Consider the following 26,627-nt stretch of genomic DNA (forward strand, 5'->3'; position numbering starts at 1 on the left):
ACGGGAGGCGGCTGGCCAGTGAGTCATTCGGAAGCCAGGACTTCAACAGACCAGGCTGGAGCGCAAGCGGCAGCCGCCAGCAACCCCGAAGAAAGCAGGCTCAGGGCGCTGCTGGAACCTGTGGTCCAGGCCAGCCGGCTGTACCTTGAGGACGTCTCCGTCCAGGTGGCCGGTTCGCACCGCACGGTCCAGGTGGTCATCGACCTGCCGCAGGAGGAAACCGGCGGCGTGGGCCTTGACGTCATCGCCGAAATCTCCAGGGCCCTGTCCGACGTGCTGGACAACGACCCGCACGACGACGGCCGGCCGTACGACCTCGAAGTCTCCTCCCCGGGCGTCTCCCGCCCGCTGACCGAACCCCGCCACTGGCACCGGGCCCGCGGCCGCATGGTCAAGGTCAACGTCATCCAGGGCGAAAACCTTACCGGGAGGATCCAGTCCGTCGACGACGACGGCGTGACCCTGATCCCGGAACTCGAGGTCAAGAAGGGGATGAAGCCCAAGCAGGGCGACCCCATCAAGCTTCCCTTCGACAGGATCCGCCAAGGAAAAGTCGAAATTGAATTCAGCCACCTCGACGAGGCCGGGCTGGCAGACGAGTACAACGGACCTTCCGAGGAGGCCTAATGGATATTGACATGAGTGCGTTGAGGCTCCTGGAGCGTGAGCGCGAAATCCCGCTGGACCTCCTGATCCCCACCATCGAGCAGGCGCTCCTGGTGGCTTACCACAAGACGCCGGGCGCTTACGAAAAGGCCCGCGCCGAACTTGACCGCAAGAGCGGCCACGTGACCATCTGGGCCACCGAGTTCAACGACGACGGCGAAGCCGTCGGCGAGTTCGAGGACACCCCGGACGGTTTCGGCCGGATCGCGGCCAGCACCGCACGGCAGATCATCCTGCAGCGCCTGCGCGACGTCGAGGACGACAACGTCCTGGGCGAATTCAAGGGCCGCGAAGGCGAACTGGTGGCAGGCCTGATCCAGCAGGGCAACAACCCGCACATGATCCAGGTCAACCTCGGCAGCGTCGAGGCCCTCCTGCCCCCGCCCGAGCAGGTCCCCGGCGAGAAGTACACCCACGGCAGCCGCCTGCGCGCCTACGTGGTGGACGTACACCGTGGTGCCAAGGGCCCCTCGATCACCTTGTCCCGTTCGCACCCCGGCTTGGTCCGGAAGCTCTTCGAACTCGAAGTGCCGGAGATCGCTGACCGCTCGGTCGAGATCGTGGCCCTGGCCCGCGAAGCAGGCCACCGGACCAAGATGGCCGTCAAGGCCAACGCTGCCGGCATCAACGCTAAGGGTGCCTGCATCGGTGAAATGGGTTCCCGCGTGCGCGCCGTCATGACCGAACTGAACGACGAAAAGATCGACATCGTCGACTTCAGCGACGACCCGGCTACCTTCATTGCCAACTCGCTGTCGCCGTCGCGTGTGAATTCCGTCACCATCATCGACGAGTCCACCCGCTCCGCCCGCGTGGTGGTTCCGGACTACCAGCTGTCGCTCGCGATCGGCAAGGAAGGGCAGAACGCCCGCCTCGCGGCAAAGTTGACCGGCTGGCGCATCGATATTGTCTCCGACGCCGCGCAAGGCCAGGGCCACTAGCCCGCCTGCGGGCCCCGGAGGCCTGGCCGTGCCGTGCCCGGATTCGGCGGCCGGGCGCCCGGGGGACTAGACTGGTTGGAGCCGGACTTGCGTCCGGTATCCGTTTTCCATGGCGCTGCAGTGAATTGCGTTTATTTGCGCTGCCTCGTTCTACGGGGCGGCATGCCCTCCGGGGCGGTGCGGCGGCGGGAAGCAGGAACGAAGAAGGACGGGTTAGGACACTGAGGATGGTTGAACACCCAGTGGCCGCACCCCTCTCACGCGGGCACCAGCCCGAACGGACCTGCATCGGATGCCGGAAACGCGGAGCCCGGAACGAGCTGATCCGGCTTGTCGCCGAAGGCGGCGGGTCACCCGTCGTCCTGGTGGATGAACGACGCCGGATGGCTGGCCGGGGTGCGTGGCTGCACCCCAGCGGCAACTGCCTCCTGTTGGCAAGCAAACGGCGCGCCTTCGCCCGGGCCCTCGCGGGCGCAAGCGACACGGCCGCCGTCGAACGCTATCTCGCAGGCATGCCACCCGCGGAGGCTCCGGCCGACGCGGAACAACCGTCCAAACCTGAAAGCGGGTCAGAAAACTGATGGAAACCCGATGAGTTCCCAGCGATGAGTACGCAACGATGACAACTTTGTTGCGCTCTGCACAGGGCCTTCCAGCTGCGTCCGCAGCGGAGGCCCGCAGTAAGAAGTAGACGGTTCGTGCCTGGCTCGGTGCGGACCGAGACAGGAGAAAAGTGGCCAAGTACCGCGTCCACGAGCTCGCGAAAGAGCTCGGAATCACCTCCAAGGAAGCAGTGACCAAACTGCAGGAACTGGGCGAATTCGTCCGTTCCGCTTCCTCCACCATCGAGGCTCCCGTTGTGCGGAAGCTTCGCAACGCCTACCCGGGTGCCGGCTCCGCCAAGGCGGACGCCCCGGCAGCTCCCGCGGCCCCCGCCGCCCCGAAGGTTCCGGCCGCTGCCGCCGCCCCGGCAGCTCCCGCTGCCTCGCGCCCCGGTCCGGTCCCGGGCCCGGCTGCACCCAAGGCTCCCGCTCCGGCGGCCCCTGCTGCTCCGGCCGCGTCCGCTGCGGCTCCGGCCGGCCCCGCAGCCGCCAAGCCCGGCGCACGTCCGGCACCGCGCAGCGAGGCTCCGGCACGCCCGGGCCAGGCTCCGCGACCCGGCGGCCCCCGTCCGGGCAACAACCCCTTCGCAACGTCCCAGGGCATGCCCCGTGGCCGTGGTGAAGGCGAGCGCGCTCCGCGCCCGGGTAACAACCCCTTTGCAACCTCCCAGGGCATGCCGCGTCCGGGCGGCGCACGCACCGAAGGCGAACGCCCCGGTGGTCCGCGTCCCGCAGCAGGTGCCGGCGGTCCCCGTCCGGCAGCCGGTGCAGGCGGACCCCGCCCCGGCGCTCCGCGTCCGGGTGCCCCGCGCCCCGGCGCACCGCGTCCCGGCGGCCCGCGCCCGACCCCGGGCATGATGCCCAACCGCACTGAACGTCCGGCGCCCGGCGCAGGCCGTCCGGGCGGTGCCGGACGTCCCGGCGGTCCCGGCCGTCCGGGCGGTGCTCCCGGCACCGGTGGCGGCGGAGCCCCCGCAGGCGGCGGCTTCGGCAAGGGCGGCCGCGGCCGTGGCGGCACCCAGGGTGCCTTCGGCAAGGGCGGCGCAGGCCGTGGCAAGCAGCGCAAGTCGAAGCGTGCAAAGCGCCAGGAACTGGAGCAGATGAGTGCTCCGTCCCTGGGCGGCGTTTCGGTGCCCCGTGGCGACGGCAGCACTGTTGTCCGCCTCCGCCGTGGCTCCTCCATCACGGACTTCGCCGACAAGATCGAGGCAAACCCCGCTGCGCTGGTGACCGTGCTGTTCCACCTTGGTGAAATGGCCACCGCCACGCAGTCCCTTGACGAGGACACCTTTGCCCTGCTGGGCGAGGAACTGGGCTACAAGGTCCAGGTCGTGTCCCCGGAAGACGAAGAGCGCGAGCTCCTCGACTCCTTCGACATCGACCTCGAAGCCGAACTCGAAGCAGAAGGCGACGACGTCCTCGAACCGCGTCCCCCGGTTGTCACTGTCATGGGCCACGTCGACCACGGTAAGACCCGCCTCCTCGACGCCATCCGCAAGACCAACGTGGTGGCCGGCGAACACGGCGGCATCACCCAGCACATCGGTGCCTACCAGATCAGCCACATGCACGAAGGCACTCCGCGGGACATCACCTTCATCGACACCCCCGGTCACGAAGCGTTCACCGCCATGCGTGCCCGTGGTGCCAAGGTCACCGACATCGCGATCCTGGTGGTCGCAGCCGACGACGGCGTCATGCCGCAGACGGTCGAAGCGCTCAACCACGCCCAGGCTGCCAACGTGCCGATCGTCGTCGCAGTCAACAAGATCGACAAGGAAGGCGCCAACCCGGACAAGGTCAAGGGCCAGCTCACCGAGTACGGCCTGGTTCCCGAAGAATACGGTGGCGACACCATGTTCGTTGAGGTCTCTGCCCGTCAGAACCTCAACATCGAGGACCTCATCGACGCTGTCCTTCTCACCGCGGACGCCGCGCTCGACCTGCGCGCCAACCCGGACAAGGACGCACGAGGCATCGCGATCGAAGCCAACCTGGACAAGGGCCGCGGTTCCGTGGCCACCGTCCTGGTGCAGTCCGGCACCCTGGCCGTCGGTGACACCATCGTCGCCGGCACCGCCCACGGCCGCGTCCGTGCCATGTTCGACGAGGACGGCAACGCCCTGGACATCGCACTGCCGTCCCGCCCGGTCCAGGTCCTCGGCCTGTCCAACGTGCCGCGCGCCGGTGACACCTTCCTGGTGACCCCGGACGAGCGCACGGCCCGCCAGATCGCCGAAAAGCGTGAAGCCGCCGACCGCAACGCCGCCCTGGCCAAGCGCCGCAAGCGCATCAGCCTGGAAGACTTCGACAAGGCCGTGGCCGAAGGCAAGATCGACACCCTCAACCTCATCCTCAAGGGTGACGTCTCCGGTGCCGTGGAAGCCCTCGAAGACGCCCTGCTCAAGATCGATGTGGGCGACGAAGACGTGCAGCTGCGCGTCATCCACCGCGGCGTGGGTGCCATCACCCAGAACGACGTCAACCTCGCCACCGTGGACAACGCCATCATCATCGGCTTCAACGTCAAGCCGGCCGAGCGCGTTGCCGAACTGGCCGACCGTGAAGGCGTGGACATGCGCTTCTACTCGGTCATCTACGCGGCGATCGATGACATCGAGCTCGCTCTCAAGGGCATGCTCAAGCCGGAGTACGAAGAGTTCCAGCTGGGCACCGCCGAGGTCCGCGAAGTCTTCCGTTCCTCCAAGTTCGGAAACATCGCCGGCTCGATCGTCCGTTCCGGCATCATCCGCCGCAACACCAAGGCCCGCGTCCTGCGCGACGGCAAGGTCATCGGAGAGAACCTCTCCGTCGACTCGCTCAAGCGCTTCAAGGACGACGCGACCGAGGTCCGCGAAGGCTTCGAATGTGGTATCGGCCTGGGGTCCTACAACGACCTCACCGAAGGCGACATCATCGAGACCTTCGAGATGCGCGAGAAGCCGCGCGTCTAGATAGTCCAATGGCCGGGGCCTCACCTGCCGCTGCGGCGGCAAGGGGGCCCCGCCCCTTCGCTGGGCGGCTGACGTCTTACGACGTCGGCCGCCCAGCTTCGGCAGGCCCAATGCCACTCCGGGGCCCCCTTGCCGCCTCCGCGGCTTGAGCTTCCGGCGGTCCGTCATAGACTCGCCAGAGACGGGTGGCATCCTGCATAACCCAAGTACGTCAGCCGCCCGTCGCCGTCGTACCCCAGATTTTCTTAGGAGTGGAAATGGCTGATCCGGCACGTGCTGCGAAATTGGCGCAGCGGATTAAGGTTGTTGTTGCCGAGGCGTTGGGCCGGCGGGTCAAGGATCCCCGCGTGGAGTCCATCACCATCACGGATGCCCGGGTCACCAACGATCTCCAGCACGCCACCGTGTACTACACCGTCTTCGGTGACGATGCCGCCCACGCCGATGCCGCCAAGGCACTCGAAAAGGCCAAGGGCGTGCTCCGGCAGGAAGTGGGCCGCAACATCACCGTGCGCCTGACCCCCACCCTCGAGTTCGTCCCGGACATGGTACCCGTCAATGCCTCCAACCTGGAGGAACTGCTGCGCACCGCCAAGCAGCGTGATGCCGAGGTGGCCGCCCTTGCCGCCGGTGCCACGCACGCCGGTGACGCCGACCCCTACAAGAGCGACGCGCCCCGCGATGAAGACATCGACGAGGACGACTTCGACGAAGAGGACATCGACCTGAGGGACGACGAGGACATCGACGAAGACAGCGGCCGCTGACGGCCCAGCATCACGGCAAAAGCCGGACCAGCCCGGGTTTCTGTTTGAGGCGGAACAGCCGGGAGCGGGTCCGGCTTTTCTGCACCCGAAAGGCCGGTCCGCTCCAAATGGCCGGCGTGCTGGCTAAGATCGGAGCATGACTGCGGACCCTGATCCCGGACGCTACCTGGAACACGCCATCCGGCTCGCCGTGCAGAACGTCGACGAGGGCGGCGGGCCGTTCGGCGCCGTCGTGGTCACCATCGACGGAGCCGTCCACGAAGGCAGCAACCGGGTCACCCGCGACAACGACCCCACGGCCCACGCCGAGGTGGTGGCCATCCGCCGGGCGGCCGCGGCCAGCGGCACCTTCGACCTCAGCGGTGCCGTCCTCTATGCCAGCTGCGAACCCTGCCCGTTGTGCCTCTCTGCTGCCCTGTGGGGCAGGATCGAGCGGGTCTATTTCGCCGCGGACCGGCACGGTGCCGCCCGGGCCGGGTTCGACGACGCCGTGTTCTATGAATACTTCGACGGCGGCCGCCCGGAGCTGTTGCCCGTGCAACACACCGAGGTCGACGGCGCCGAGGATCCTTTCGACGCCTGGCGCCATAACGAGCACCGTACGGAGTACTAGATATACTGGGAGGCGTGCTTTCTGGACTGGTGATTGTCGACAAACCGCAGGGATGGACCAGCCACGACGTGGTTGGCCGGATGCGGAGGCTGGCCGGTACCCGGAAAGTCGGCCACGCCGGCACCCTTGACCCCATGGCCACCGGCGTCCTCGTCCTCGGCATCAACAAGGCCACCCGGCTGCTGAGCTTCATCGTCGGCACCACCAAGAGCTACTCCGCTACCATCCGACTCGGTGAAGCCACCATCACCGATGACGCCGAAGGCGACGTCACCGCCTCACACAGCGCAGCAGCCGTGGACGAGGCTGCCATCAACACCGGCATCGCGGCCCTGCGCGGCGAGATCCAGCAGGTCCCCAGCAGCGTCAGCGCCATCAAGGTCAACGGCGAGCGCTCCTACGCCCGCGTCCGTTCGGGCGAAGAAGTGAAGCTCGCCGCCCGGCCGGTCACCATCCACCGCTTCGACGTGCTGGACATCCGGAAGGTCGACGGCGGCCGCGTCGTCGATGTCGATGTCGAAGTCGACTGCTCCTCCGGGACGTACATCCGGGCGCTGGCGCGCGACCTCGGCGAGGCGCTCGGCGTCGGCGGACACCTCACCGCCTTGCGCCGTACCAAGGTTGGCCCCTACACGCTGGAGCAGGCCCGCACGCTGGAGGAACTCGCGGAGGAACTGGACATCCTGGAGATGTCCCAGGCCGCCCGCGCCCTGATGCCCAGCCGGGAGCTGAGCGACGCCGAAAGCATCGAGATCTCCTACGGCCGCCGGATCGCCGCCGGCCCTGCCGCGGGAACCCCGGACGCGGCCACGGCCGACAACCCGGTGGCCGCCTTCGCCCCCTCCGGCGAACTGGTGGCACTGCTGGCCGACGCCGGCAACCACGCCAAACCCGTCCTGGTCTTCGCACCCGGTAACGAAAAGCCCGGTAACGAAAAGCAAGGCAACGGGAAGCCGGGCGACGCTACATCCGCCGACGGGAAGGCGGCCGGCTAAGCGTGGACGGCTACTTCTATGCGGTGCTGGCAGTCGGCCTGATCTCCACCGTTACTTGCCTCGTGGCGGGCCTGATGAAGAAGGCCCCGAACGACATCACCATCCTCTCGGTGGCCGCCGTCGAACTCGTCCTGCTGGTCTACCTGGTGGGCTCGATCATCCGGGTGATCGCGGGGGAGCGGATCGCCGGGGAGGCCTGGGAGTTCTGGGGCTACCTCGCCACGGCCCTCATGCTCCCGCTGGGCGCGGTGTACTGGTCCATCCTGGAACGGACCCGCTGGAGCAACTTCGTCCTCGCCGCCGTCGGCGTCACCGCCCTGGTGATGGCCGCCCGCATGAACCAGATCTGGTACTGACATGAAAGAAGCACCGAAGGTGTCCACAGAGACCAAACCCGCCACGAGCCGGGATACCCGCAACACCGGCCCCGGGCGGCTGCTGATCGCCGTCTACGCCGTGTTCGCGATCTCCGCGACGGCCCGCGCCGGCTACCAGATCGCCACCAAGTTCGCCGAAGCTCCCCTGGCGCACATCCTCTCGGCCTTCGCTGCCGTCGTATATCTCGTGGCCACCGTTTCCCTGGCCAAGCCGGGCCGCACCTGGTTCAAGGTGTCCCTGGCCGCGGTGCTTGTGGAACTCGTCGGCGTGATCGTGGTTGGCGCCTTCAGCCTTTTCGACCCCGTGGCATTCCCGCACGACACCGTCTGGTCCCTCTTCGGCCGCGGCTACGGCTTCGTGCCGCTGATCCTGCCGGTCCTTGGCCTGCTGTGGCTGAACAAACGCCGGCCCGGTAAACCGGACCCGGCGTCGGCGAACGCGCAGTAACTGAACAGGTACCCTTAGAGAGTTCCGGCGCCGGACCAGGGCGCCGGGTCGTAGTGAACAGCCGTAATTGGCTGAACAGCAACAAAAAAGGCGAGGTTGATGGTCCACATCTGGAACGATCCCAGCGAAGTCCCCAGCGACTTCGGCCCCAGTGTCGTTACCATCGGAAACTTTGACGGCGTCCACCGCGGTCACCAGGAGGTCCTCGCGCACCTCCTGAGCACCGCCACCCAGCGCGGGAACCGCTCCGTTGTCGTCACCTTCGATCCGCACCCGGCGCAGGTCCACCGGCCGGAAGCGGCGCCGGAGCTGCTGATGGGGCTGCAGGACAAGCTGGACGCCCTGGCCGGGACCGGGGTCGACGCCGTCCTGGTGATGAAGTACAACCTCGACCTGGCCGCCATGACTCCCGAAGAATTCGCCCGCGGCGTGCTGGTGGACGGACTGCACGCAGCCCACGTAGTGGTGGGCCATGACCTGCGCTTCGGAACGGGCAATTCCGGCGACGTCGTCACCATGCAGGAACTGGGCAAGGTCCTGGGCTTCGACGTCACCGTCGTCGACGAGTACGGTGCCGGCGGAGCCCCGCTTCAGACCGACGGCGGCACGTGGCACGACAGCGACAGCGGCCGCCGCTGTTCCTCCACCTGGGTGCGGGAGGCCCTCGCCGAGGGCGACGTCGCCACCGCCACCGCGGTGCTCGGCCGCCCCCATCGCATGCGCGGCGAAGTGGTCCACGGTGCCGCCCGCGGCCGCGCCCTGGGGTTTCCCACCGCCAACCTTTCGCACGATGCCACCGGGTACGTTCCTGCCGATGGCATCTACGCCGGCTGGCTGCTCGACGCCGCCGGCGTTCGCTGGCCGGCCGCCATCTCCGTCGGATCCAACCCGACTTTCGACGGCGTGAGCCGGCAGGTCGAGGCGCATGTGATCGACCGTCCGGAAGAAGCTGTGGAGGACTTCGACCTGTACGGCCAGACCGTCGTCGTCGAATTCACCGCCCGGCTGCGCGGCATGGTCGCCTACCGGGGACCCGAAGCGCTCGTGGAGCAGATGAGGCTGGACGTCATCCAGGCCCACGGCATCCTGTCCGGCAGCGCTGCCAAGTGAGCCCTGTCGGATGAGCATCGAAAAGAACACCCGCCAGCTCGAGGACGGGATCGTCCGGGACTTCAGTACCCGGATGAGCTACGGTTCCTACCTCCAGTTGCCGGTGCTGCTGAGCGCGCAGCAACCGGTCAGCGACCCCGAGCACCACGACGAACTGCTGTTCATCATCCAGCACCAGACCACCGAACTGTGGCTCAAGCTGGTGCTCCACGAACTCCGCAGCGCCGCCGCCTGGCTGCGCAGCGACGACCTCGGCGCCGCGCTCAAGGCGGTCGCGCGGGTCAAGCACATCCAGAAGACCCTCACCGAGCAGTGGTCCGTCCTGGCCACCCTCACCCCCACGGAGTACTCCCAGTTCCGCGGGTTCCTCGGCAACTCTTCCGGCTTCCAGTCCGCCCAGTACCGTGCGGTGGAGTTCGCGCTCGGCAACAAGAACGCCAAGATGCTGCCGGTGTTCGATGCGGAGCCGGAATCCCGGGCCATGCTGGAGGAACTCCTGCACGCCCCGAGCATCTACGACGAATTCCTGGCCTACCTGCACCGGCAGGGGTTCGAGGTCCCCGCGTCCGTGCTGGAACGCGACGTCACGCAGGCCCACGAATTCGCCCCCGAATTGGTGCCGCTGTTCAAGCACATCTACGAGAACGCGCAGGACAACTGGGGTGCCTACGAAGCCTGCGAAGAGCTCGTGGACCTCGAGGACAACTTCCAGCTGTGGCGCTTCCGGCACCTGCGCACGGTCCAGCGGACCATCGGCATGAAGACCGGAACCGGCGGCTCGAGCGGTGTCGCGTTCCTGCAGAAGGCCTTGGAACTGACGTTCTTCCCGGAGCTTTTCGCGGTGCGCACCGAAATCGGCCGCTGACCCGCCCGGCTCCGGCCCCTCCCGCGTTTCGACAACTCGCGCACCCTGCCGGTAAACTTGACGATGGTTCGGCTGCAGTCCGTGGTGGCTGAACCTGTTGCGTGTGCGGCCACCGCTGCGCAGCAACCCGGCAGTGAAGCGCTGACTCGGGACGCACGGCACAACTCTAGGAGTTCATGTGGCACTCGACGCCGCTGTAAAGCAGTCCATCATCAAGGAATACGCAACCTCCGAAGGCGACACCGGTTCGCCCGAGGTCCAGATTGCTGTCCTGACTCAGCGGATCAAGGATCTGACTGAGCACATGAAGGAGCACAAGCACGACTTCCACACCCAGCGCGGCCTGCTCGCACTGGTCGGTCGTCGCAAGCGCATGCTGACCTACCTGAAGAACGTTGACATCGCCCGCTACCGTTCGCTCATCGAGCGTCTCGGCCTGCGCCGCTAGTTTGACTTCGGGCGGCCCGATCCCCAGGGAACGGGCCGCCCTCTTCACGCACAACTACATCCAAGGGAATCAACCGCATCGCGCATTCGCGGTCCTCGGTAGTGATCCCCGGGAACGCCCGTCCATTCCGACGGCGGAGCCCGAGGGTCTCGATCGATGACCGGGTGTCGTACAGGCTCGGAACAGTCCGGCCTGGGTTGATGCGGCGGATTTCCGCTATCAAGAAACGGAGGTGACTCTCAATGGAGGGTCCCGAAATCCAGTTCTCCGAAGCCATCATCGACAACGGCCGTTTCGGCACGCGTGTCATCCGCTTCGAAACCGGCCGCCTTGCCAAGCAGGCCGCCGGCGCCGCGATGGTCTACATCGACGACGACACCGCCCTGCTGTCCGCAACCACCGCCGGCAAGTCCCCGCGCGAAGGCTTCGACTTCTTCCCGCTGACCGTGGACGTCGAAGAGCGCATGTACGCCGCAGGCCGCATCCCGGGCTCGTTCTTCCGCCGTGAAGGCCGCCCCTCCACCGAGGCCATCCTGGCCTGCCGCCTCATGGACCGCCCGCTGCGCCCGGCCTTCGTCAAGGGCCTGCGCAACGAGGTCCAGATCGTCGTCACCGTCCTGGCCATCAACCCGGACGAGCTCTACGACGTGGTGGCCATCAACGCCTCCTCCATCTCCACCCAGCTCTCCGGCCTGCCGTTCTCCGGCCCGATCGGCGGCGTCCGCGTTGCCCTCATCGCCGACGAGCAGGGCAGCCAGTGGGTTGCCTTCCCGAAGCACTCCCAGCTCGAGAACGCTGTGTTCGACATGGTGGTTGCCGGCCGCATTGCAGGCGACGACGTGGCGATCATGATGGTCGAAGCCGAAGCCACGGACAACTCCTGGAACCTCATCAAGGAACAGGGCGCCACCGCCCCCACCGAAGAGGTCGTTGCGGAAGGCCTCGAGGCCGCGAAGCCGTTCATCAAGGCCCTGTGCGAAGCCCAGGCCGACCTGGCTGCCCGCGCCGCCAAGCCCACGGTCGAGTTCCCGATCTTCCTGGACTACCAGGACGACGTCTACGCCGCGGTCAAGGCCGCAGCCGAGGACAAGCTCGCGGCCGTCTTCCAGATCGCCGACAAGCAGGAGCGCGACAACGCCTCCGACGAGCTCAAGGACGAGGTCCTCGCAGCCCTCGCCGACGAGTTCGAAGGCCGTGAGAAGGAACTTTCCGCAGCATTCCGCTCGGTCACCAAGCAGGTAGTGCGCCAGCGCATCCTCAAGGACCAGGTCCGCATCGACGGCCGTGGCCTGACGGACATCCGCCAGCTCACCGCCGAGGTCGAGGTCCTGCCCCGCGTGCACGGCTCCGCGATCTTCGAGCGCGGCGAAACCCAGATCATGGGTGTCACCACGCTGAACATGCTCAAGATGGAGCAGCAGATCGACTCCCTGTCGCCGGAGAAGACCAAGCGCTACATGCACAACTACAACTTCCCGCCGTACTCCACCGGCGAGACCGGCCGGGTCGGTTCCCCGAAGCGACGCGAAATCGGCCACGGCGCCCTCGCCGAGCGCGCCCTGGTTCCCGTGCTGCCCAGCCGCGAGGAATTCCCGTACGCCATCCGCCAGGTGTCCGAAGCCCTCGGTTCCAACGGTTCGACGTCGATGGGTTCCGTCTGCGCTTCGACCCTGTCGCTGCTCAACGCCGGTGTGCCGCTGAAGGCTCCGGTTGCCGGTATCGCCATGGGCCTGGTCTCCGACGAGGTCGACGGCCAGACCCGCTACGCCGCCCTGACCGACATCCTTGGTGCCGAAGACGCCTTCGGTGACATGGACTTCAAGGTCGCCGGTACCTCCGAGTTCGTGACGGCCATTCAGTTGGACACCAAGCTCGACGGTATCCCCGCCTCGGTCCTGGGCGCCGCCCTGAAGCAGGCCCGCGAAGCCCGCCTGCACATCCTGGATGTCCTGAACGCCGCGATCGACACCCCGGACGAGCTCTCCGAGTTCGCACCGCGCGTCATCGCCGTCAAGATCCCCGTGGACAAGATCGGCGAGGTCATCGGCCCCAAGGGCAAGATGATCAACCAGATCCAGGAAGACACCGGCGCCGACATCTCCATCGAGGACGACGGCACGGTCTACATCGGCGCTACCAACGGTCCGTCTGCCGAAGCAGCACGGTCCGCGATCAACGCCATCGCCAACCCGCAGGTTCCGGAAATCGGCGAGCGCTACCTGGGCACGGTCGTCAAGACCACCACCTTCGGCGCCTTCGTCTCCCTGACCCCGGGCAAGGACGGCCTGCTGCACATCTCCGAGCTGCGCAAGCTGGCCAACGGCAAGCGCGTGGACAACGTCGAGGACGTCGTCTCCGTCGGCCAGAAGATCCAGGTGGAAATCACCAAGATCGATGACCGCGGCAAGCTCTCCCTCTCCCCGGTCGTGGCCGAGGAAGAAGGCGCAGCCGCCGAGGAAGCTCCCGCCGGGGAATCCGCCGAATAGGCGCTCCCGGCACAGGCCGCGGGGCCGGTGGCACGTCCACCGGCCCCGCGCCGCTTTTAACCCGGAAGCAAAACTCCGGGACCCACGCGGAACCGGCCCCTGCCGCTGCTACCATGGCAGCCAGATCGGGCCCGCCCGCAAACCGAAAGGCTTTGATGACTGTCGTACCTCTCCCGCTCGAGCAGACCCTGCCCGGCGGCGAACTGATCCACGGCGCCGAGGGCGGCTCCGTCGTCCGGCGCTCGGTCCTGCCCGGCGGGGTGCGGGTACTGACCGAGGCCATGCCCGGGCAGCGCTCGGCCACCATCGGCTTTTGGGTGGGCGTCGGGTCCCGGGACGAGGCCGAAGGGCAGCACGGCTCCACGCATTTCCTGGAACACCTGCTCTTCAAGGGCACCAAACGGCGCACGGCCCTGGAGATCGCCTCGGCCTTCGACGAGGTGGGCGGCGAATCCAACGCGGCCACCGCCAAGGAAAGCACCTGCTACTTCGCCCGCGTCCTCGACTCGGACCTGCCCATGGCGATCGACGTCATCGCGGACATGATCACCGGCGCCGTCCTGGACCCGGCCGAGCTGGAGCAGGAACGCGACGTCATTCTCGAGGAAATCGCCATGGACAGCGATGATCCCACGGACGTCGCCCACGAGAAGTTCGTTGCCGCCGTCCTCGGCGTCCATCCCTTGGGCCGGCCGATCGGCGGCACGCCCGCCGCCATCAAGGGAGTCTCCCGGGACTCGGTCTGGAAACACTACCGCCGCTACTACCGGCCCGACGAGCTGGTCATCACCGCAGCCGGCGGCCTGGACCACGACGTCGTGTGCCGCCTCGTCACCGAGGCCCTGCGGGCCGCGGGGTGGGAGCTGGCCGAAGGCGCAGCCCCGGTGGAACGCCGTTCCACCGAGCGGGCGTCCATCACCGGAACCTCCGGCCTGCACGTGGTCAAGCGACCGGTGGAGCAGGCAAACATCATCATGGGCTGCCCCTCGCTGGTGGCCACTGACGAGCGCCGCTTCGTAATGAGCGTGCTGAACGCCGTGCTGGGCGGTGGCATGTCCTCCCGGCTGTTCCAGGAAATCCGGGAGAAGCGCGGCCTCGTCTACTCCACGTACTCCTTCGCTTCCTCCTACGCAGACGCCGGCTACTTCGGCATGTACGCCGGCTGCACGCCGTCGAAGGTCAAACAGGTCCTGGAACTGCTGGGGGTCGAGCTGGACAAGCTCGCCGCCGGCGGCATCTCCGACGAGGAACTGAGCAAGGCCGTGGGCCAGCTCAGTGGCGGGATCGTCCTGGCCCTTGAGGACACCGGATCGCGGATGTCCCGCCTGGGCCGCGCCGAACTGGTCTCCGGCGAGTTCCAGGACATTGACGAGACCCTGCGCAGGATCAAGGCCGTCACCGCCGCCGAGGTCCAGGAACTGGCCCGGGAACTGGCCGGCTCGCCGCGCACCATCACCGTGGTGGGGCCCTTCGAGGAGTCGGAGACCTTCGGCCTCTGAGCCCGTGCGCTCCGGCGGACCTGTCCGCTCCCGGCGTTGAAGAGTGGACATCTTCCGAAGATGTCCACTCGTCGCGTTTCCGCTTGGGCTTGTCCGTCCCGGATCTGGACATGTCCGGGCGGGCAGGCAGAAGATGGGGCCGGAGGCATCATGCGCGATCAGCGGCACGTATCCGCAGCAGAGTCCCTGGAGCCGTTCCTCGGCCGCTGGCGGGGGAGCGCGGAACTGGCCGCGTCGCCGTCGGGCCCCGCACGAACGGTCCAGGCGGAAGTCGTCTTCACGAGGGCCGCGGGCGGCCACGCCGTAGTGCAAAGCTACCGGCACGTGGAAACTGACGGCTCGCACTTCGAAGGCCACGGGGTGTTCACGGTGGACCCCGACCATGGCGATACCCTCTGGTACTACGTGGACAGCGTCGGCAAACCGCCCGAAGCCCCTGCCCGGGGCCACTGGCACGGCGGCATCCTCACCCTGGAACGCCACAGCCCTCGCGGCACCTCGCGCCACAGCTTCCGGATCGACGACGGCGAACTGGTCCACAGCGGCAGCCTCCGCATGGGGACCGCACCGGAGTTCACCCGTTTCCTGAGCGCCCGTTTCCGCCGGGCCTGAGGGCGGTTATCCGCCGGCGAAAGGCGGCAGGACGTCGACGACGTCGTCCGCTCCCAGCGCCACGGTGCGGTCGCGGACGGCGACTTCGTTGCGCAGGAAGCTGCTGCGGGCGATGATGCGTGCCAGTGGCGGAGTACCGGCCGGGGGCGTTGCGCGTTCGACGGCGAGCAGCGCGGTGAGCAGTTCCTCGAGGCTGCTGCCCGCGGGCAGGTGGTGGTGTTCTTCTTCGACGCCCGCCGCGGAGCGCGCGGCAGCGAAGTAGCGTACGAGCAAGGGTGTTCAGCCTCCGATTGCGCTCATGCTCCGGTCGGGCTGGACGAAGTCCGGGGCGCCGAGTCCGGTGTGGTCCATGCCGTGGGCCTTGGGCTTGACCCACATGGCGTCCTGCCAGCGGTTTGCGAGTTCCTCGTCGCCGGCGCCTTGGCGAAGCAGCCCCAGCAGATCGAATTCCTCGTGTGAGAACAGGCAGCTCATGATTTTGCCCTCCGCCGTGATCCGGGTGCGCCGGCAGTCGGCGCAGAACGGCTCGGTCACGGAGGCGATGATCCCTACGGTGCCCAGCACGGGACCGGTGGCTTCACCGGAACGGTCAGTCCCGGCGGAAGCTGCGTCCCGGCGTCGTACTTCAAAACGCTCGGCGGGCGCGCCGTCGCGTTCGCGGGGGTCGGGGCCAAGCACGAAGTCGCGGGAGAGGAGTTCACGGATTTCGGCGGCGGTAATCATGTTCCGCCGGGTCCAGCCGTGGTCGGCGTCCAGCGGCATCTGTTCGATGAAGCGCAGCTCGTACCCGCGGTCCAGGGCCCAGGCGAGCAGGCCGGGGGCCTCGGCGTCGTTGATCCCGCGCATCAGCACGGCATTGAGCTTGACCGGTCCGAGCCCGGCCTCCCACGCGGCCTCGACGCCGGCAAGCACCTTGTCCAGGAAGGGCCGGCGGGTCAGCTGGGCGAACGTCTCCTCGTGCAGGGAATCCAAGGACACGTTGATCCGGCTCAGGCCCGCTGCCTTGAGCGCGGCCGCCTTCTTGTCCAGTCCGACGCCGTTGGTGGTCATCGAAATCGGAAGCTCCGGGTGTTCGGCACGCAGCGCGGCGATGATGTCAACGAGGTCCGCCCGGACCAGCGGCTCGCCGCCGGTGAGCCGCAGTTCGCGCACTCCCAGCCCGCGCACGCCCACCCGCACGATCCGGACGATTTCCTCCGCCGTCATCACTGCCTGCTTCGACAGCCACTCCAGGCCTTCGGCAGGCATGCAGTAGGTGCAGCGGAGGTTGCATTTGTCCGTCAGGGACAGGCGCATGTCCGTGGCCCGGCGCCCGTGGACGTCGAACAGCCCCGCGGGGACGCCTTCAGGGCGCGGCGGGGGAACGGCGCCATTGCCGGCATCCCCGTCCGCGCGTACCAGCGGCATTCCGAGTCCAACACTCATGTTTTCAGGCTACGCCACCCGGGGCCGAAGCTCCCCACCGGGGACCGTCGCATTTCGTCCCGTTCGACAAAGACTGCCCCAGTTCTTACGGAATGCCAACGCTTCGGCCGCCGGGGCCCCGCGCACCGCCACACCGACGGCCGCAAACCTATGCTGGGAGGGTGAACACGGCCTCCGAACAGCGGCCCAACGGCCGCAGTCCTGCCGATCCGGGCAACCACCGCATCCTCGTTGTCGAGGACGAGGCCACGCTGGCCGGCGTCGTCCGGGACTATCTGGTGCGCGCCGGGTTCCAGGTGCGGATTGCCGCGGACGGTTTCATCGCCTTGGACCTCGCCTCCGCCTGGCGGCCGGACCTGGTGCTGCTGGACAGGATGCTTCCCGGCCTGGACGGGGTGGAAGTCTGCCGCCGGCTGCGCCGGACCATGGCCGTCCCGGTCATCATGGTTACCGCCCTGGGCACGGAGGACGACCGCATCCTCGGCCTGGAAACCGGCGCCGACGACTACGTCACCAAGCCTTTTTCGCCCCGCGAACTCGTGCTCCGGGTGAAATCCGTGCTGCGCCGGAGCACCAGGGAATCCACGCCCGAACCGCAGGTGGAGACCGCCGGCTTCGTCCTGGACCCGGCCGCCCGGACCGTGCTGCGCCACGGCAAACCCCTGGCCCTCACACTTCGCGAGTTCGACCTGCTGGCCTTCCTGCTCCGCCGGCCGAGGCAGGTCTTCAGCCGGGAGGAACTGATCAAGGCCGTCTGGGGGTGGGACTTCGGCGACCTCTCTACCGTCACGGTCCATGTGCGCCGCCTGCGCGAAAAGATCGAGGAAGACCCCACGGCACCGCACCTGCTGAAGACCGTCTGGGGTGTGGGCTACCGTTTCGACCCGCCGGCATCCGGCGGCGACGGGGAGGGACCGCCGGTCGGTCCACCGGGAGAGCCGGAGGCCGGCCGTGGAGGGCGCTGAGCTGCTGACGATCCTGGCCTGGGTATTGCTGTGGGCCCTCGCCATCGGCGCTGTGACGGTGGTGCTGCTGCGCTACCTCCGGCGTGCGTCCATCCTGGTCCAGGTCTGCCTGGTGGTGGTGGCAGCCGTGGCGGTGCTGGTAGCGGGGATGGTGAGTGCCTTCAACGCCATGTTCATCTCCGCGCGCGACCTGGAAGTCATGTGGTACATCCTCGCGGTGGCCTCCGCCGTCGCGCTCGGCATCGCCCTGATGCTCGGTGTCGGGGTGTCGCGAAACGCCGCGCGCCTCGTCACGGCCGCCCGGCAACTCGGCACCGCGGACGGCCCTGACGGCGGGCTGCGGACCGGACGCGGACTGCCGGCAATGAACTCGGAACTGGCCCGCCTGGCCCGGGAACTTGAACAGAGCAGCGTCCGCCTCGAGGAATCCCGGCGGCGGGAGGCCGCCGTCGAGAACGCCCGCCGGGAACTGGTCTCCTGGATCTCCCACGACCTCCGCACGCCGTTGGCCGGCATGCGCGCCATGGCCGAAGCCCTTGAGGACGGCATGGCGCCGGACCCCTCCGCCTACCACCGCAAGATCATCAGCCACAGCGAACAGATGGCCGCCATGGTCAACGACCTCCTGGAGCTCTCCCGCATCCAGGCCGGAACCCTCCGGCTGCGGACCGAGGCCATCGACCTGTACGACCTCCTCAGCGATGCCATCGCCGACCTTGCGCCCCTGGCCGCCCGGCGCGGAATTACGCTCGACGGCGGCGGCGTGGCACACTGCATGGCCGTCGCCGACGGGCCCAGCCTGGGCCGGGCCGTGCGCAACGTCCTGCACAACGCGGTCATCTACAGCCGGCCGGACAGCACCGTCCGCGTCGGGGCAGGAATATCTGCGGGAACGTCTGGCGGGGCGCCCGGACTCGTCGTCACCGTTGATGACAGCTGCGGCGGGATCGCCGAGGACGACCTGGCCCACGTCTTCGAGACCGGCTGGCAGAAGGATCCCGCGCGCGGCAGGAGCGACGACGGCGGCCCCCGTTTCAGCGGGGCAGGCGTCGGACTGAGCATGGTCGCCGGGATCGTCAAAGCCCACGGCGGCACGGCCTCCCTGGCCAACCATGGGGACGGCTGCCGTTTCGAACTGCGCCTGCCCGCGGCACCAGGAACCGTTGCACCAGGAACCGCGGCACCAGAACCTCCAGCACAGCTACCACCAGGGAAGGGCACGCCATGAGCACGCTGTCCCGTCCAACGAAGAGCACCGCCGCAGCCCGTACCCGCTGGGCCGCTGCAGCCGGGATCGTCGCGGTGGGCGCCGGCGTCGCCCTCGGCGAACTGCTGGCCGCCCTGCTCAGCCCCGGGCTCTCGCCCGTCACTGCCCTGGGCGGTGCGGTGATCGACGCCGTCCCGCCGGGGGTCAAGGACCTCGCGGTGGCTTGGTTCGGTACCGCAGACAAGGCGGTACTGATCGCCAGCATCGGGCTGGTCACCCTGGCGCTCGCCGCCGTCGCCGGAATCCTCGAAGACCGCAGGCCCGGCACCGGGCTGGTCCTTGCCGGACTGGCCGGCGCCGCGGGACTGGCCGCGGTGATGACCCGGGCGCAGCCGGGCCAGTTGGCGGCGCTCGCGCCCGTGGCCGGGGCGGCGCTGGCGATGGTGCTGCTGCGCCTGCTCGCCCGGCGGCTCGCCGCCTGGAATCCCGCCCGCAGCAGGGCCAAGGAGACCGCGCCCTTGGCCCGCCGCAGCTTCCTGCAGCTCCTGGGGCTTGGGGCTGCCGGTGCGGCCGTGGGCGGAATCGTGACGGCGGTCATCCGCCGCGCCGGAAGCCTCGCCGATTCCGCCCGCAGCGCCCTGGCCCTTCCGGCTCCCGCGACGCCGGCCCAGGCCATCCCCGCAGGTGCCTCGCTCGATGTTCCCGGAATCTCCTCCCTCGTGACCCCGAATCCGGATTTCTACCGGATCGACACCGCCCTGATCGTGCCCGCCCTCAGCCCGGACAACTGGACGCTCAAGGTGTCAGGGCTGGTCGAACGCCAGGTCGAACTGAGTTTCGCGGACCTTCTGGCCAAGCCGATGACCGCCCGCCACATCACGATCGCCTGCGTCTCCAACGAAGTGGGCGGGGACCTGATCGGCAACGCCCTCTGGCTCGGCTGGCCAGTCCGGGAACTCCTGGCCATGGCCGGCCCCAAGGACGGTGCGGACATGGTGCTCTCCGTCAGCAGCGACGGCTGGACCGCGGGCACGCCCCTCGAAGCCCTGACAGACGGCCGGGACGCGCTGCTCGCCGTCGGCATGAACGGTGAACCGCTGCCCTTGGAACATGGCTTCCCGGTACGGATGATCGTCCCGGGCCTGTACGGCTACGTTTCGGCCACCAAGTGGCTCACGGAGCTGAGGGTCACCCGGTTCGCCGACGACCAAGGCTACTGGACGCCGCGCGGCTGGAGTGCCCTCGGCCCCATCAAGACCCAGTCCCGCATCGACGTCCCGCGGCAGGGCGCCAAGGTCGAGGCCGGAACGGTGCAGTTCGGCGGCGTCGCCTGGGCCCAGCACCGCGGCATCAGCCGGGTGGAGCTGCGCGTGGACCGCGGCCCGTGGCAGCAGGCGGAGCTGGCGCCGGGAATTTCCAAGGACACCTGGATGCAATGGCGGCGGGGCCTCGACCTGGGCCCCGGAGAGCACGAAATCCAGGTCCGGGCCACCGACTCCGCTGGCAGCCCGCAGCCGGAGCAGCGGACACCCGTGGCTCCCGATGGCGCCACCGGCTTCCACACGGTGTCGGTCATAGCCGGCTGATACGGCGGGACGGATGCCCTGATCCCGTAGGCTGGCTGCACTACCCGTCCAACACCGGAGGTACCCCGTGCCCGAGTCCGCCGTGCCCCGTTCCGTTGCCGAGCACGCCGACGCCGTCCGCGGCCTCCTCGCCGGGCTGCCCGCAGCGAAGGGCAGCGAACGCCTTCCGCTGCTGGACGCGCTTGGCCGGGCGCTCGCCGCCGATGTCCTGGCGCCCGGGCACCTCCCGCCGTTCGCGAACTCCCAGATGGACGGCTACGCGGTCCGCTCCCTGGATTTCCCGCACGACGGCGGCACTCCCGGCGGAGGTGCCGGAACCGGCCGTGCGCGGCTGAAGGTCGTGGCTCCGATCCCGGCCGGTGTGGCCCCGCAGGAACTGACCCCCGGCAGCGCCGCCCCGATCATGACCGGGGCGATGATGCCCGCCGGAGCGGACGCCGTCGTACCGATCGAACAGGCGGTTCCGGACAGCTTCCCCGCACCGGGCGCGGACGCCGTCGTCGATCTTCCTCCGACGGCGGCCCGCAGCTTTGTCCGCGCGGCCGGCAGCGACATCGCCGCCGGGACCCTGGCGCTTCCTGCCGGTAGCAGCCTCGGCCCCGGGCAGCTGGGCCTGCTCGCCGCCCTCGGGCTCACCGAGGTGGAAGTCCGCCGTCCGCTGCACGTGCTCCTCGTGACGACAGGGGACGAAGTGGTGGAACCGGGACAGGCCCTGCCACCGGGCAAGATCCACGACGCGAACGGAACACTGCTCGAGGCCGCCATGCGCCAGGCCGGGCTGACCGTTAGCCGGAGCGCCATTTCCTCCGACGACCCCGCTGTGCTGCTTCGGCTGCTGCGCGGCCGGGACACCGGCACGGACCTCATCGTGACTACCGGCGGCGTCAGCAAGGGCGCCTACGAGGTGGTCCGGCAGGCCATGGCGGAGCAACCGGTGGAGTTCCTGTCCGTCGCGATGCAGCCGGGCGGCCCGCAGGGCATCGGGACCTTCGACGGCGTCCCGTTCCTCGGCTTTCCGGGCAACCCGGTGAGCTGCCTGGTGTCCTTCGAGATGTTCCTGCGCCCGGCGCTGTCTGCCGTCTTCGGCGCGCCGGCGCCCCGGCCGGCACCGCGCGCCAGGTTGACCGAACGCCTCAGCTCGCCCGCCGGCAAGCACCAGCTGCGCCGGGCCAGCCTGCTGCCGGACGGCACGGTCCGGCTGGAAGGCGGCCCCGGCTCGCACCTGGTCCATGCGCTCGCCAAGGCCAACGCCCTGGTCCACGTGCCGGCCGACGTCACGGAACTCGAGGCCGGCGCGGAAGTGGAAGTATGGATGCTGTGAGTGATTCCCAAGATACGCCTGACACCGCGGGCGGGCTGACGCACCTGCGCCAGGACGGCACAGCCCAGATGGTGGACGTCTCCGGCAAGGCCGTGACCACCCGCGAAGCCACCGCCACTGCCACGGTCCGCAGTACCCCCGAGGTCCTGGCCCTGCTCGGCGCCGGCGAGCTGCCCAAGGGCGACGCCCTCGCCGTGGCCCGCGTGGCCGGGATCATGGCCGCGAAGAAAACCCCCGAACTTATCCCGCTGTGCCATCCGCTGCCGATCTCCAAGGTCACCGTGGACTTCGAACTCGGACACGATTCGGTACAGATCGAGGCGACCGTCAAGACCCGCGGCGTCACCGGCGTCGAAATGGAAGCCCTCACCGCGGCGTCCGTGGCGGCGCTCAGCGTCTACGACATGATCAAGGCTGTGGACAAGCGCGCCGTCATCAGCGGCATCCACGTGCTCGCGAAAAGCGGCGGCAAGAGCGGCGACTGGCGCCTCGATGACGGCTCTCCCGCCGGGGAGGCCACGCCGTGAGCGGCTGCGAACCCGGCGTGCACGGCCCCCGGAAGGCCGGCGTCGTCATTGCCTCCACCCGCGCCGCCGCGGGCATCTACCGGGACGAGACCGGCCCGGTGATCGAGGACTGGCTCGCTGAGCACGGCTTCGAGACCTTCCCGGCCATGGTGGTTCCCGACGGCGAGCCGGTGGGTGCCGCGATCCGCGCCCTCCTCAGCCAGGAGCCGGCCGTCATCATCACCAGCGGCGGCACCGGTCTCAGCCCCGACGACCGGACCCCGGAGGTCACGCTGCCGCTGCTGGACCGGGAAATTCCGGGCATCATGGAAGGCATGCGCCGCGCGGGGGCCGCGAAGACACCGCTGGCCTTGCTGAGCCGCGGTCATGCCGGAACCGCAGGCCGGACGTTCATCGTGAACCTCCCGGGGTCCCCCAAGGGGGTCATGGACGGGCTCGCCGTCCTGGACCCTGTGCTGAGCCACCTCTGCGAGCAGTTGGAAGGAAGCCATGGTCACTGAAAGCAGCTTCGAAGTCGTCCACGCCGTGCTCAGTGCTGAGCCGATTTCCGTGGACCAGGCCATCGTGGCCGTCGAATCGGATACCGCCGGCGCCGTGGTGAGCTTCAGCGGCGTCGTCCGCAACCACGACGGCGGGAAGGCCGTGGACCGGCTCAGCTACAGCGCGCATCCCACGGCACACCAGGTGCTGGCCGACGTCGTCGCTACCCTGGTAGCCGAGCATTCGGGGGAGACAGGGCAGCCGGTGAGGATCTGGGCCGCGCACCGGGTGGGCAAGCTGGAGGTCGGCGACCCGGCGCTGGTGTGCGCGGTGTCTGCCTCGCACCGGGGCCAGGCCTTCGCGATCTGCTCGGAGCTGGTGGACCGGATCAAGGAACAGGTCCCCATCTGGAAGGAACAGTTCTTCAGCGACGGCACCGTCGAGTGGGTCGGGGCCGGGGAGTAGGAAAGCGCGGGGCCGGAAAAGCGCGGGGCCGGGGAGCAGCCGGCAACCGTAACGGGTTCAAAGGGCTGCCCCGCCCGACGGTAGGGTTAACGCCATGACCGAACAACTTGCCGTCGCCGTGCTGGGCGCCTCCGGGCGCATGGGAATCGAAGCCGTGAAGGCCGTCGAAGCCGCCCCCGACATGAAGCTCGTCGCAGCGCTGGGCCGCAACGATTCCCTCGGCACCCTGCTCGACGCCGGTGCGAAGTACGTCGTGGACCTCACCGTTCCGGACAGCACTGAAACGAACGTGCGCTTCGCCGTCGAGCACGGCATGCACGCCGTCGTCGGCACCACGGGCTGGGACGCCGGCCGCCTGGCCGCCCTGCGCGAACTGCTGGCCGGCAACCCGGAGTCCGGTGTGCTCATCGCCCCGAACTTCGCCCTCGGCTCGGTCCTTGCCTCCGCCTTCGCCGCCAAGGCCTCCAAGTACTTCGAATCGGTGGAAATCATCGAGCTGCACCACCCCAACAAGGTGGACGCGCCCTCCGGTACCGCCGTGCGCACCGCCCAGCTGATCGCCGAAGCCCGCGAAGAGGCGGGCGTTCCGGCCAGCCCGGATGCCACCGAAACCTCGCTTGACGGCGCCCGCGGTTGCGACGTCGACGGCGTCCGCGTCCACAGCGTCCGGCTCCGCGGCCTGGTGGCCCACCAGGAAGTCCTGCTGGGCGGGCCGGGGGAGCAACTGACCATCCGCCACGACTCCTTCGACCGGGCCTCCTTCATGCCCGGGGTGCTCCTAGGCCTGCGCAATGTCGCCGCGCACCCGGGCCTGACGGTGGGCCTGGACGGCTACCTGGACCTGGGCCTCTAGGCCATGGAAGCGTTCTGGTCCGCGGTCAAGAACAACCGCACCAAGATCTGGGTCGGCGCCATCACCTTGCTGCTGGTGCTGTACCTGGTGGTTTCCCTCCAGCGTTCCCTGCTGCTGCTCGGCGATGCCAACCTCGTGGCCAAGGCGATCGGCGCGGCCTACCTGGTGCTGCCGATGGTGGGTGCCTGGGCGCTGATCCGCGAGCTCATGTTCGGGGCCCGCACTGAGCAGATGGCCAGGATCCTGGAGGCCGAAGGCGGCCTGCCGGAGGACCGGCTGCCCCGGACCCCGGGCGGCCGGATCGTGCGGGCCGCGGCGGACGCCGAATTCGAGAAGTACCGGGTGGAAACCGAAGCGGCACCGGAGGACTGGCGCTCCTGGTTCCGCCTCGCCTGCGCCTACGACGCCGCCGGGGACCGCAAGCGTGCCCGGTCCTCCATGCGCGACGCCGTCCGGCTCTTCCGCGGCCGGCCCGCCACGGGCGCCGGAACCGCGGGCACCTGAACCGCCGCGGACACCCGGCGCCGGTCAGGACCCGCAGCCTCCATGAGCCGATCGTCGCATGGGCGGTGCGGCGGGCGGCAGCTGCGGAAGCCGGCAGTTAGCTGCCGAGGCGCCGCTTCCAGACCTTCTTCCTGGTCTTCTCGTACGCGGCCTGCGATTGTTCTGCGGTGTCCTGCTCCTGCCGGGCCAGGTGCTGGTAGATCGCCTTGCTTGATTCGCTGAGATCCGGGGCGTCGGCGAAGCCGGCCAGGAGCTCCCGGGCGATCACGGCATCCTGGTGCCGGCCGAGGACCTCTTGCAGGCGGTGGGCGGATTTCCGGAGTTTCCGGGCAGCTTTGCCGTGGAAGGGGACAGCGGTTTCGGCGCCGTGGCGCAGCCGTTTGGCGTCTTTGCGTATCTTGTGAAGGGCTTTGTCGTGCCGGGGGCCGTCGGGAGTCCTCCTGGCTTTGCGCTCGGATTTCTCCAGCCGCCCGATGGCCTGGTTGATGAGTTTGGCACTGGCCTTGCCCGCCTTGCGCTCCGCCTTGGCTTTGGCGGGCGGGTGGTTGCGGAAGTCCTCCAGGGCGTCCAGCAGCAGGAAGTACCGGGACGAATCCAGCGCGGCCAGCGCCCGGCGGTATCCGCCGTCGTACTTGGCGCCGAGTTCATGCTCGATCTGTCCCCGGACGGGTCCGGACGACTGCTCGTCAGGCAGTCCACCGAGGTCGGCAAGGATCCGGGTGCGCAGGACCTCCGCATCGCGGGGCCGGCCGAGGACTCTTCCGATCCAGCGCAGTTCGTCCTCAAGGCGGGCCGCCGCCCCTTTGTTGAACAACGGCCGGTAGATGGCCAACGCGGACCTGGTCCGCCGGACGGCCGAGCGCATGTGGTGCAACGCCTCGGGCTCTTCGCGGCGGACCTCGGCGTCGTTGGCCAGGATCTCCGTGATGCGGTCGTCGAGGTAGGCAAGGACGACGTCCCGGACCGGACCGTTCTTGCGCGGGCGGAGGGGGCCCTGGTTCGTGCCTGCCGGCCAGGTGTCGCCCAGGGCGCGGGCCACCTTGGAGCTGTGGCCGGCGGGCCGGGCCCCGGCGGCGGCGATCACGGGCTCCGCGGCCCGGAACAGCTCCGGCGTGGCGTGGACGAGTTCGAGTTCCCATTCGCGCCAGTGCGCGCCTTGTTCCCGGCCCTTGGGTTCCGGACCCCTGAGTTGTGCCGCGTGGACGTGGTCGTCGGAGAAATCAGCGAGGTGCTCCCCGCTTGGCCCGTACAGCCGGGTGGTGGTCCGCCTGGTGGTGAGCCGGGCCGTGGGCGAAAGTTCCCTGCCGCGGGTGAAGGCAGCCAGCCGTTCGAGCAGGCGTGGGGGGACGTCGTCTGGCTGGCCCAGGGGCGCGTGGATTTCCTGGCGGTCATCGGGGCCCAGCGGCAGTTTCAAGTGCCAGCCGTCGTCGGGCCCTCCCGTGCGGCGCCGCAGCGTGATGGCCCGCCTGGCCAGTTCCATGTCCGGGGTGTCGAAGTAGACGGCCTCCAGGAGCATTTCGGCCGGCTCTCCGGTGTGTTCGACGCCGGGGATGTCGAGGAAGCGCGGTGCCCGGGCCGTGGGGCCGGGCTCGTACTTGCGCTCAGATTCGGTGCTTTCGGCAGAGGCCATGGGTTCAGGCGGCAGGGCCGGCCGGAGCGTCCAATGCCACGGCGAGGACGGCATCGGCGACGTCCTCGCGCAGGTAGTAGGCACGGTTTTCCCGGGGCTCGAGGCTGCCATGGACCACGTAGTAGCCGCGGCCTTCGCCCGGGCCGCCGGCCGCACGGTCGAGAGCCTCGACGGCGGCGGGGTCCAGTTGTTGCGCCCGCCCGAGCTGGCGCAGCCGGTCCAGTTCCTCGGGGCGCAGCGCACTGATCAGCGCGGGGATGTTCGTCATGGCACACGTCCTT

General features: G+C 68.8%; 28 protein-coding genes. 24 read left to right on the plus strand and 4 right to left on the minus strand.

Features of this window, described 5'->3' with window-relative positions:
• The first annotated feature begins 18 nt into the window (after positions 1-18).
• The 15 genes from rimP (at position 19) to DWV11_RS06535 (ending at position 15,383) form a co-directional block, all read left to right on the plus strand.
• Positions 19-627: a ribosome maturation factor RimP gene (gene rimP / locus DWV11_RS06465; protein ID WP_115788058.1), complete on the plus strand. Its 609-nt coding sequence runs from the start codon at positions 19-21 to the stop codon at positions 625-627.
• Positions 627-1,607 (plus strand): transcription termination factor NusA, encoded by a 981-nt coding sequence (gene nusA, locus DWV11_RS06470; RefSeq protein ID WP_115788059.1) that lies wholly within the window; start codon positions 627-629, stop codon positions 1,605-1,607. The genes rimP and nusA overlap by 1 nt, the downstream gene beginning before the upstream one ends.
• Positions 1,608-1,834: 227 nt before the next feature.
• Complete coding sequence (locus DWV11_RS06475; RefSeq protein ID WP_115788060.1) at positions 1,835-2,188, plus strand: YlxR family protein; 354 nt, start codon at positions 1,835-1,837, stop codon at positions 2,186-2,188.
• Positions 2,189-2,340: 152 nt separating this feature from the next.
• Positions 2,341-5,163 carry a translation initiation factor IF-2 gene (gene infB / locus DWV11_RS06480; protein ID WP_115788061.1) on the plus strand — a complete coding sequence of 941 codons (2,823 nt, stop codon included), beginning with the start codon at positions 2,341-2,343 and terminating at the stop codon, positions 5,161-5,163.
• 257 nt (positions 5,164-5,420) lie between these two features.
• Positions 5,421-5,930: a 30S ribosome-binding factor RbfA gene (gene rbfA, locus DWV11_RS06485; RefSeq protein ID WP_115788062.1), complete on the plus strand. Its 510-nt coding sequence runs from the start codon at positions 5,421-5,423 to the stop codon at positions 5,928-5,930.
• A 136-nt stretch (positions 5,931-6,066) separates the two neighbouring features.
• Positions 6,067-6,543: a nucleoside deaminase gene (locus DWV11_RS06490; RefSeq protein WP_115788063.1), complete on the plus strand. Its 477-nt coding sequence runs from the start codon at positions 6,067-6,069 to the stop codon at positions 6,541-6,543.
• Between the two features lie 14 nt (positions 6,544-6,557).
• On the plus strand, positions 6,558-7,538 hold the full coding sequence (gene truB, locus DWV11_RS06495) for a tRNA pseudouridine(55) synthase TruB (protein ID WP_115788064.1): 981 nt from the start codon (positions 6,558-6,560) through the stop codon (positions 7,536-7,538).
• 2 nt (positions 7,539-7,540) lie between these two features.
• Positions 7,541-7,894 carry a hypothetical protein gene (locus tag DWV11_RS06500; protein ID WP_115788065.1) on the plus strand — a complete coding sequence of 118 codons (354 nt, stop codon included), beginning with the start codon at positions 7,541-7,543 and terminating at the stop codon, positions 7,892-7,894.
• A 1-nt stretch (position 7,895) separates the two neighbouring features.
• A complete protein-coding gene (locus tag DWV11_RS06505) occupies positions 7,896-8,363 on the plus strand; it encodes a hypothetical protein (RefSeq protein ID WP_115788066.1) in 468 nt (155 codons plus the stop codon).
• Positions 8,364-8,462: 99 nt separating this feature from the next.
• Entirely contained in the window at positions 8,463-9,473 is a 1,011-nt protein-coding gene (locus tag DWV11_RS06510; RefSeq protein WP_115788067.1) for a bifunctional riboflavin kinase/FAD synthetase, read from the plus strand.
• A 10-nt stretch (positions 9,474-9,483) separates the two neighbouring features.
• The gene (gene kynA, locus DWV11_RS06515) at positions 9,484-10,338 is read left to right on the plus strand and encodes a tryptophan 2,3-dioxygenase (RefSeq protein ID WP_115788068.1); all 855 of its coding nucleotides are present in this window, start codon (positions 9,484-9,486) and stop codon (positions 10,336-10,338) included.
• Positions 10,339-10,516: 178 nt separating this feature from the next.
• The gene (rpsO, locus tag DWV11_RS06520; protein ID WP_070350904.1) at positions 10,517-10,786 is read left to right on the plus strand and encodes a 30S ribosomal protein S15; all 270 of its coding nucleotides are present in this window, start codon (positions 10,517-10,519) and stop codon (positions 10,784-10,786) included.
• Positions 10,787-11,028: 242 nt separating this feature from the next.
• Positions 11,029-13,272: a polyribonucleotide nucleotidyltransferase gene (locus DWV11_RS06525; protein WP_115788069.1), complete on the plus strand. Its 2,244-nt coding sequence runs from the start codon at positions 11,029-11,031 to the stop codon at positions 13,270-13,272.
• Positions 13,273-13,427: 155 nt separating this feature from the next.
• Positions 13,428-14,771 (plus strand): M16 family metallopeptidase, encoded by a 1,344-nt coding sequence (locus DWV11_RS06530; RefSeq protein WP_115788070.1) that lies wholly within the window; start codon positions 13,428-13,430, stop codon positions 14,769-14,771.
• 150 nt (positions 14,772-14,921) lie between these two features.
• Positions 14,922-15,383, plus strand: coding sequence for a DUF1579 family protein (locus tag DWV11_RS06535; RefSeq protein ID WP_115788071.1), 462 nt, complete (start codon positions 14,922-14,924; stop codon positions 15,381-15,383).
• Between the two features lie 6 nt (positions 15,384-15,389).
• On the opposite strand, the gene DWV11_RS06540 is transcribed toward DWV11_RS06535, so the two are convergent.
• The gene (locus tag DWV11_RS06540; protein WP_115788072.1) at positions 15,390-15,656 is read right to left on the minus strand and encodes a MoaD/ThiS family protein; all 267 of its coding nucleotides are present in this window, start codon (positions 15,654-15,656) and stop codon (positions 15,390-15,392) included.
• 6 nt (positions 15,657-15,662) lie between these two features.
• On the minus strand, positions 15,663-16,808 hold the full coding sequence (gene moaA, locus DWV11_RS06545; RefSeq protein ID WP_115788073.1) for a GTP 3',8-cyclase MoaA: 1,146 nt from the start codon (positions 16,806-16,808) through the stop codon (positions 15,663-15,665).
• Positions 16,809-16,900: 92 nt separating this feature from the next.
• Here moaA and DWV11_RS06550 point away from each other — a divergent pair, with 92 nt between their 5' ends.
• The 9 genes from DWV11_RS06550 (at position 16,901) to DWV11_RS06590 (ending at position 24,716) form a co-directional block, all read left to right on the plus strand.
• Complete coding sequence (locus tag DWV11_RS06550) at positions 16,901-17,773, plus strand: response regulator transcription factor (protein ID WP_115788074.1); 873 nt, start codon at positions 16,901-16,903, stop codon at positions 17,771-17,773.
• Positions 17,760-19,001 carry a sensor histidine kinase gene (locus tag DWV11_RS06555; RefSeq protein ID WP_115788075.1) on the plus strand — a complete coding sequence of 414 codons (1,242 nt, stop codon included), beginning with the start codon at positions 17,760-17,762 and terminating at the stop codon, positions 18,999-19,001. Before DWV11_RS06550 ends, DWV11_RS06555 begins: the two co-directional genes overlap by 14 nt.
• Complete coding sequence (locus DWV11_RS06560) at positions 18,998-20,566, plus strand: molybdopterin-dependent oxidoreductase (RefSeq protein WP_115788076.1); 1,569 nt, start codon at positions 18,998-19,000, stop codon at positions 20,564-20,566. The genes DWV11_RS06555 and DWV11_RS06560 overlap by 4 nt, the downstream gene beginning before the upstream one ends.
• Before the next feature lie 67 nt (positions 20,567-20,633).
• Positions 20,634-21,887 (plus strand): molybdopterin molybdotransferase MoeA, encoded by a 1,254-nt coding sequence (locus DWV11_RS06565; RefSeq protein WP_245953469.1) that lies wholly within the window; start codon positions 20,634-20,636, stop codon positions 21,885-21,887.
• Positions 21,875-22,414 carry a cyclic pyranopterin monophosphate synthase MoaC gene (moaC, locus tag DWV11_RS06570; protein ID WP_115788077.1) on the plus strand — a complete coding sequence of 180 codons (540 nt, stop codon included), beginning with the start codon at positions 21,875-21,877 and terminating at the stop codon, positions 22,412-22,414. Before DWV11_RS06565 ends, moaC begins: the two co-directional genes overlap by 13 nt.
• A complete protein-coding gene (locus DWV11_RS06575) occupies positions 22,411-22,914 on the plus strand; it encodes a MogA/MoaB family molybdenum cofactor biosynthesis protein (protein ID WP_115788078.1) in 504 nt (167 codons plus the stop codon). Before moaC ends, DWV11_RS06575 begins: the two co-directional genes overlap by 4 nt.
• Positions 22,904-23,359: a molybdenum cofactor biosynthesis protein MoaE gene (locus tag DWV11_RS06580; protein ID WP_115788079.1), complete on the plus strand. Its 456-nt coding sequence runs from the start codon at positions 22,904-22,906 to the stop codon at positions 23,357-23,359. The genes DWV11_RS06575 and DWV11_RS06580 overlap by 11 nt, the downstream gene beginning before the upstream one ends.
• Positions 23,360-23,453: 94 nt before the next feature.
• Complete coding sequence (gene dapB / locus DWV11_RS06585; protein WP_115788080.1) at positions 23,454-24,212, plus strand: 4-hydroxy-tetrahydrodipicolinate reductase; 759 nt, start codon at positions 23,454-23,456, stop codon at positions 24,210-24,212.
• A 3-nt stretch (positions 24,213-24,215) separates the two neighbouring features.
• Entirely contained in the window at positions 24,216-24,716 is a 501-nt protein-coding gene (locus DWV11_RS06590) for a hypothetical protein (protein WP_115788081.1), read from the plus strand.
• A gap of 97 nt (positions 24,717-24,813) precedes the next feature.
• On the opposite strand, the gene DWV11_RS06595 is transcribed toward DWV11_RS06590, so the two are convergent.
• On the minus strand, positions 24,814-26,346 hold the full coding sequence (locus tag DWV11_RS06595; protein WP_115788082.1) for a CYTH and CHAD domain-containing protein: 1,533 nt from the start codon (positions 26,344-26,346) through the stop codon (positions 24,814-24,816).
• A gap of 4 nt (positions 26,347-26,350) precedes the next feature.
• A complete protein-coding gene (locus DWV11_RS06600) occupies positions 26,351-26,614 on the minus strand; it encodes a hypothetical protein (RefSeq protein WP_115788083.1) in 264 nt (87 codons plus the stop codon).
• Positions 26,615-26,627 lie beyond the last annotated feature (13 nt).

The sequence above is a fragment of the Arthrobacter silvisoli genome (genome assembly GCF_003369445.1).
GTDB classification, from domain to species: Bacteria; Actinomycetota; Actinomycetes; order Actinomycetales; family Micrococcaceae; genus Arthrobacter; species Arthrobacter silvisoli.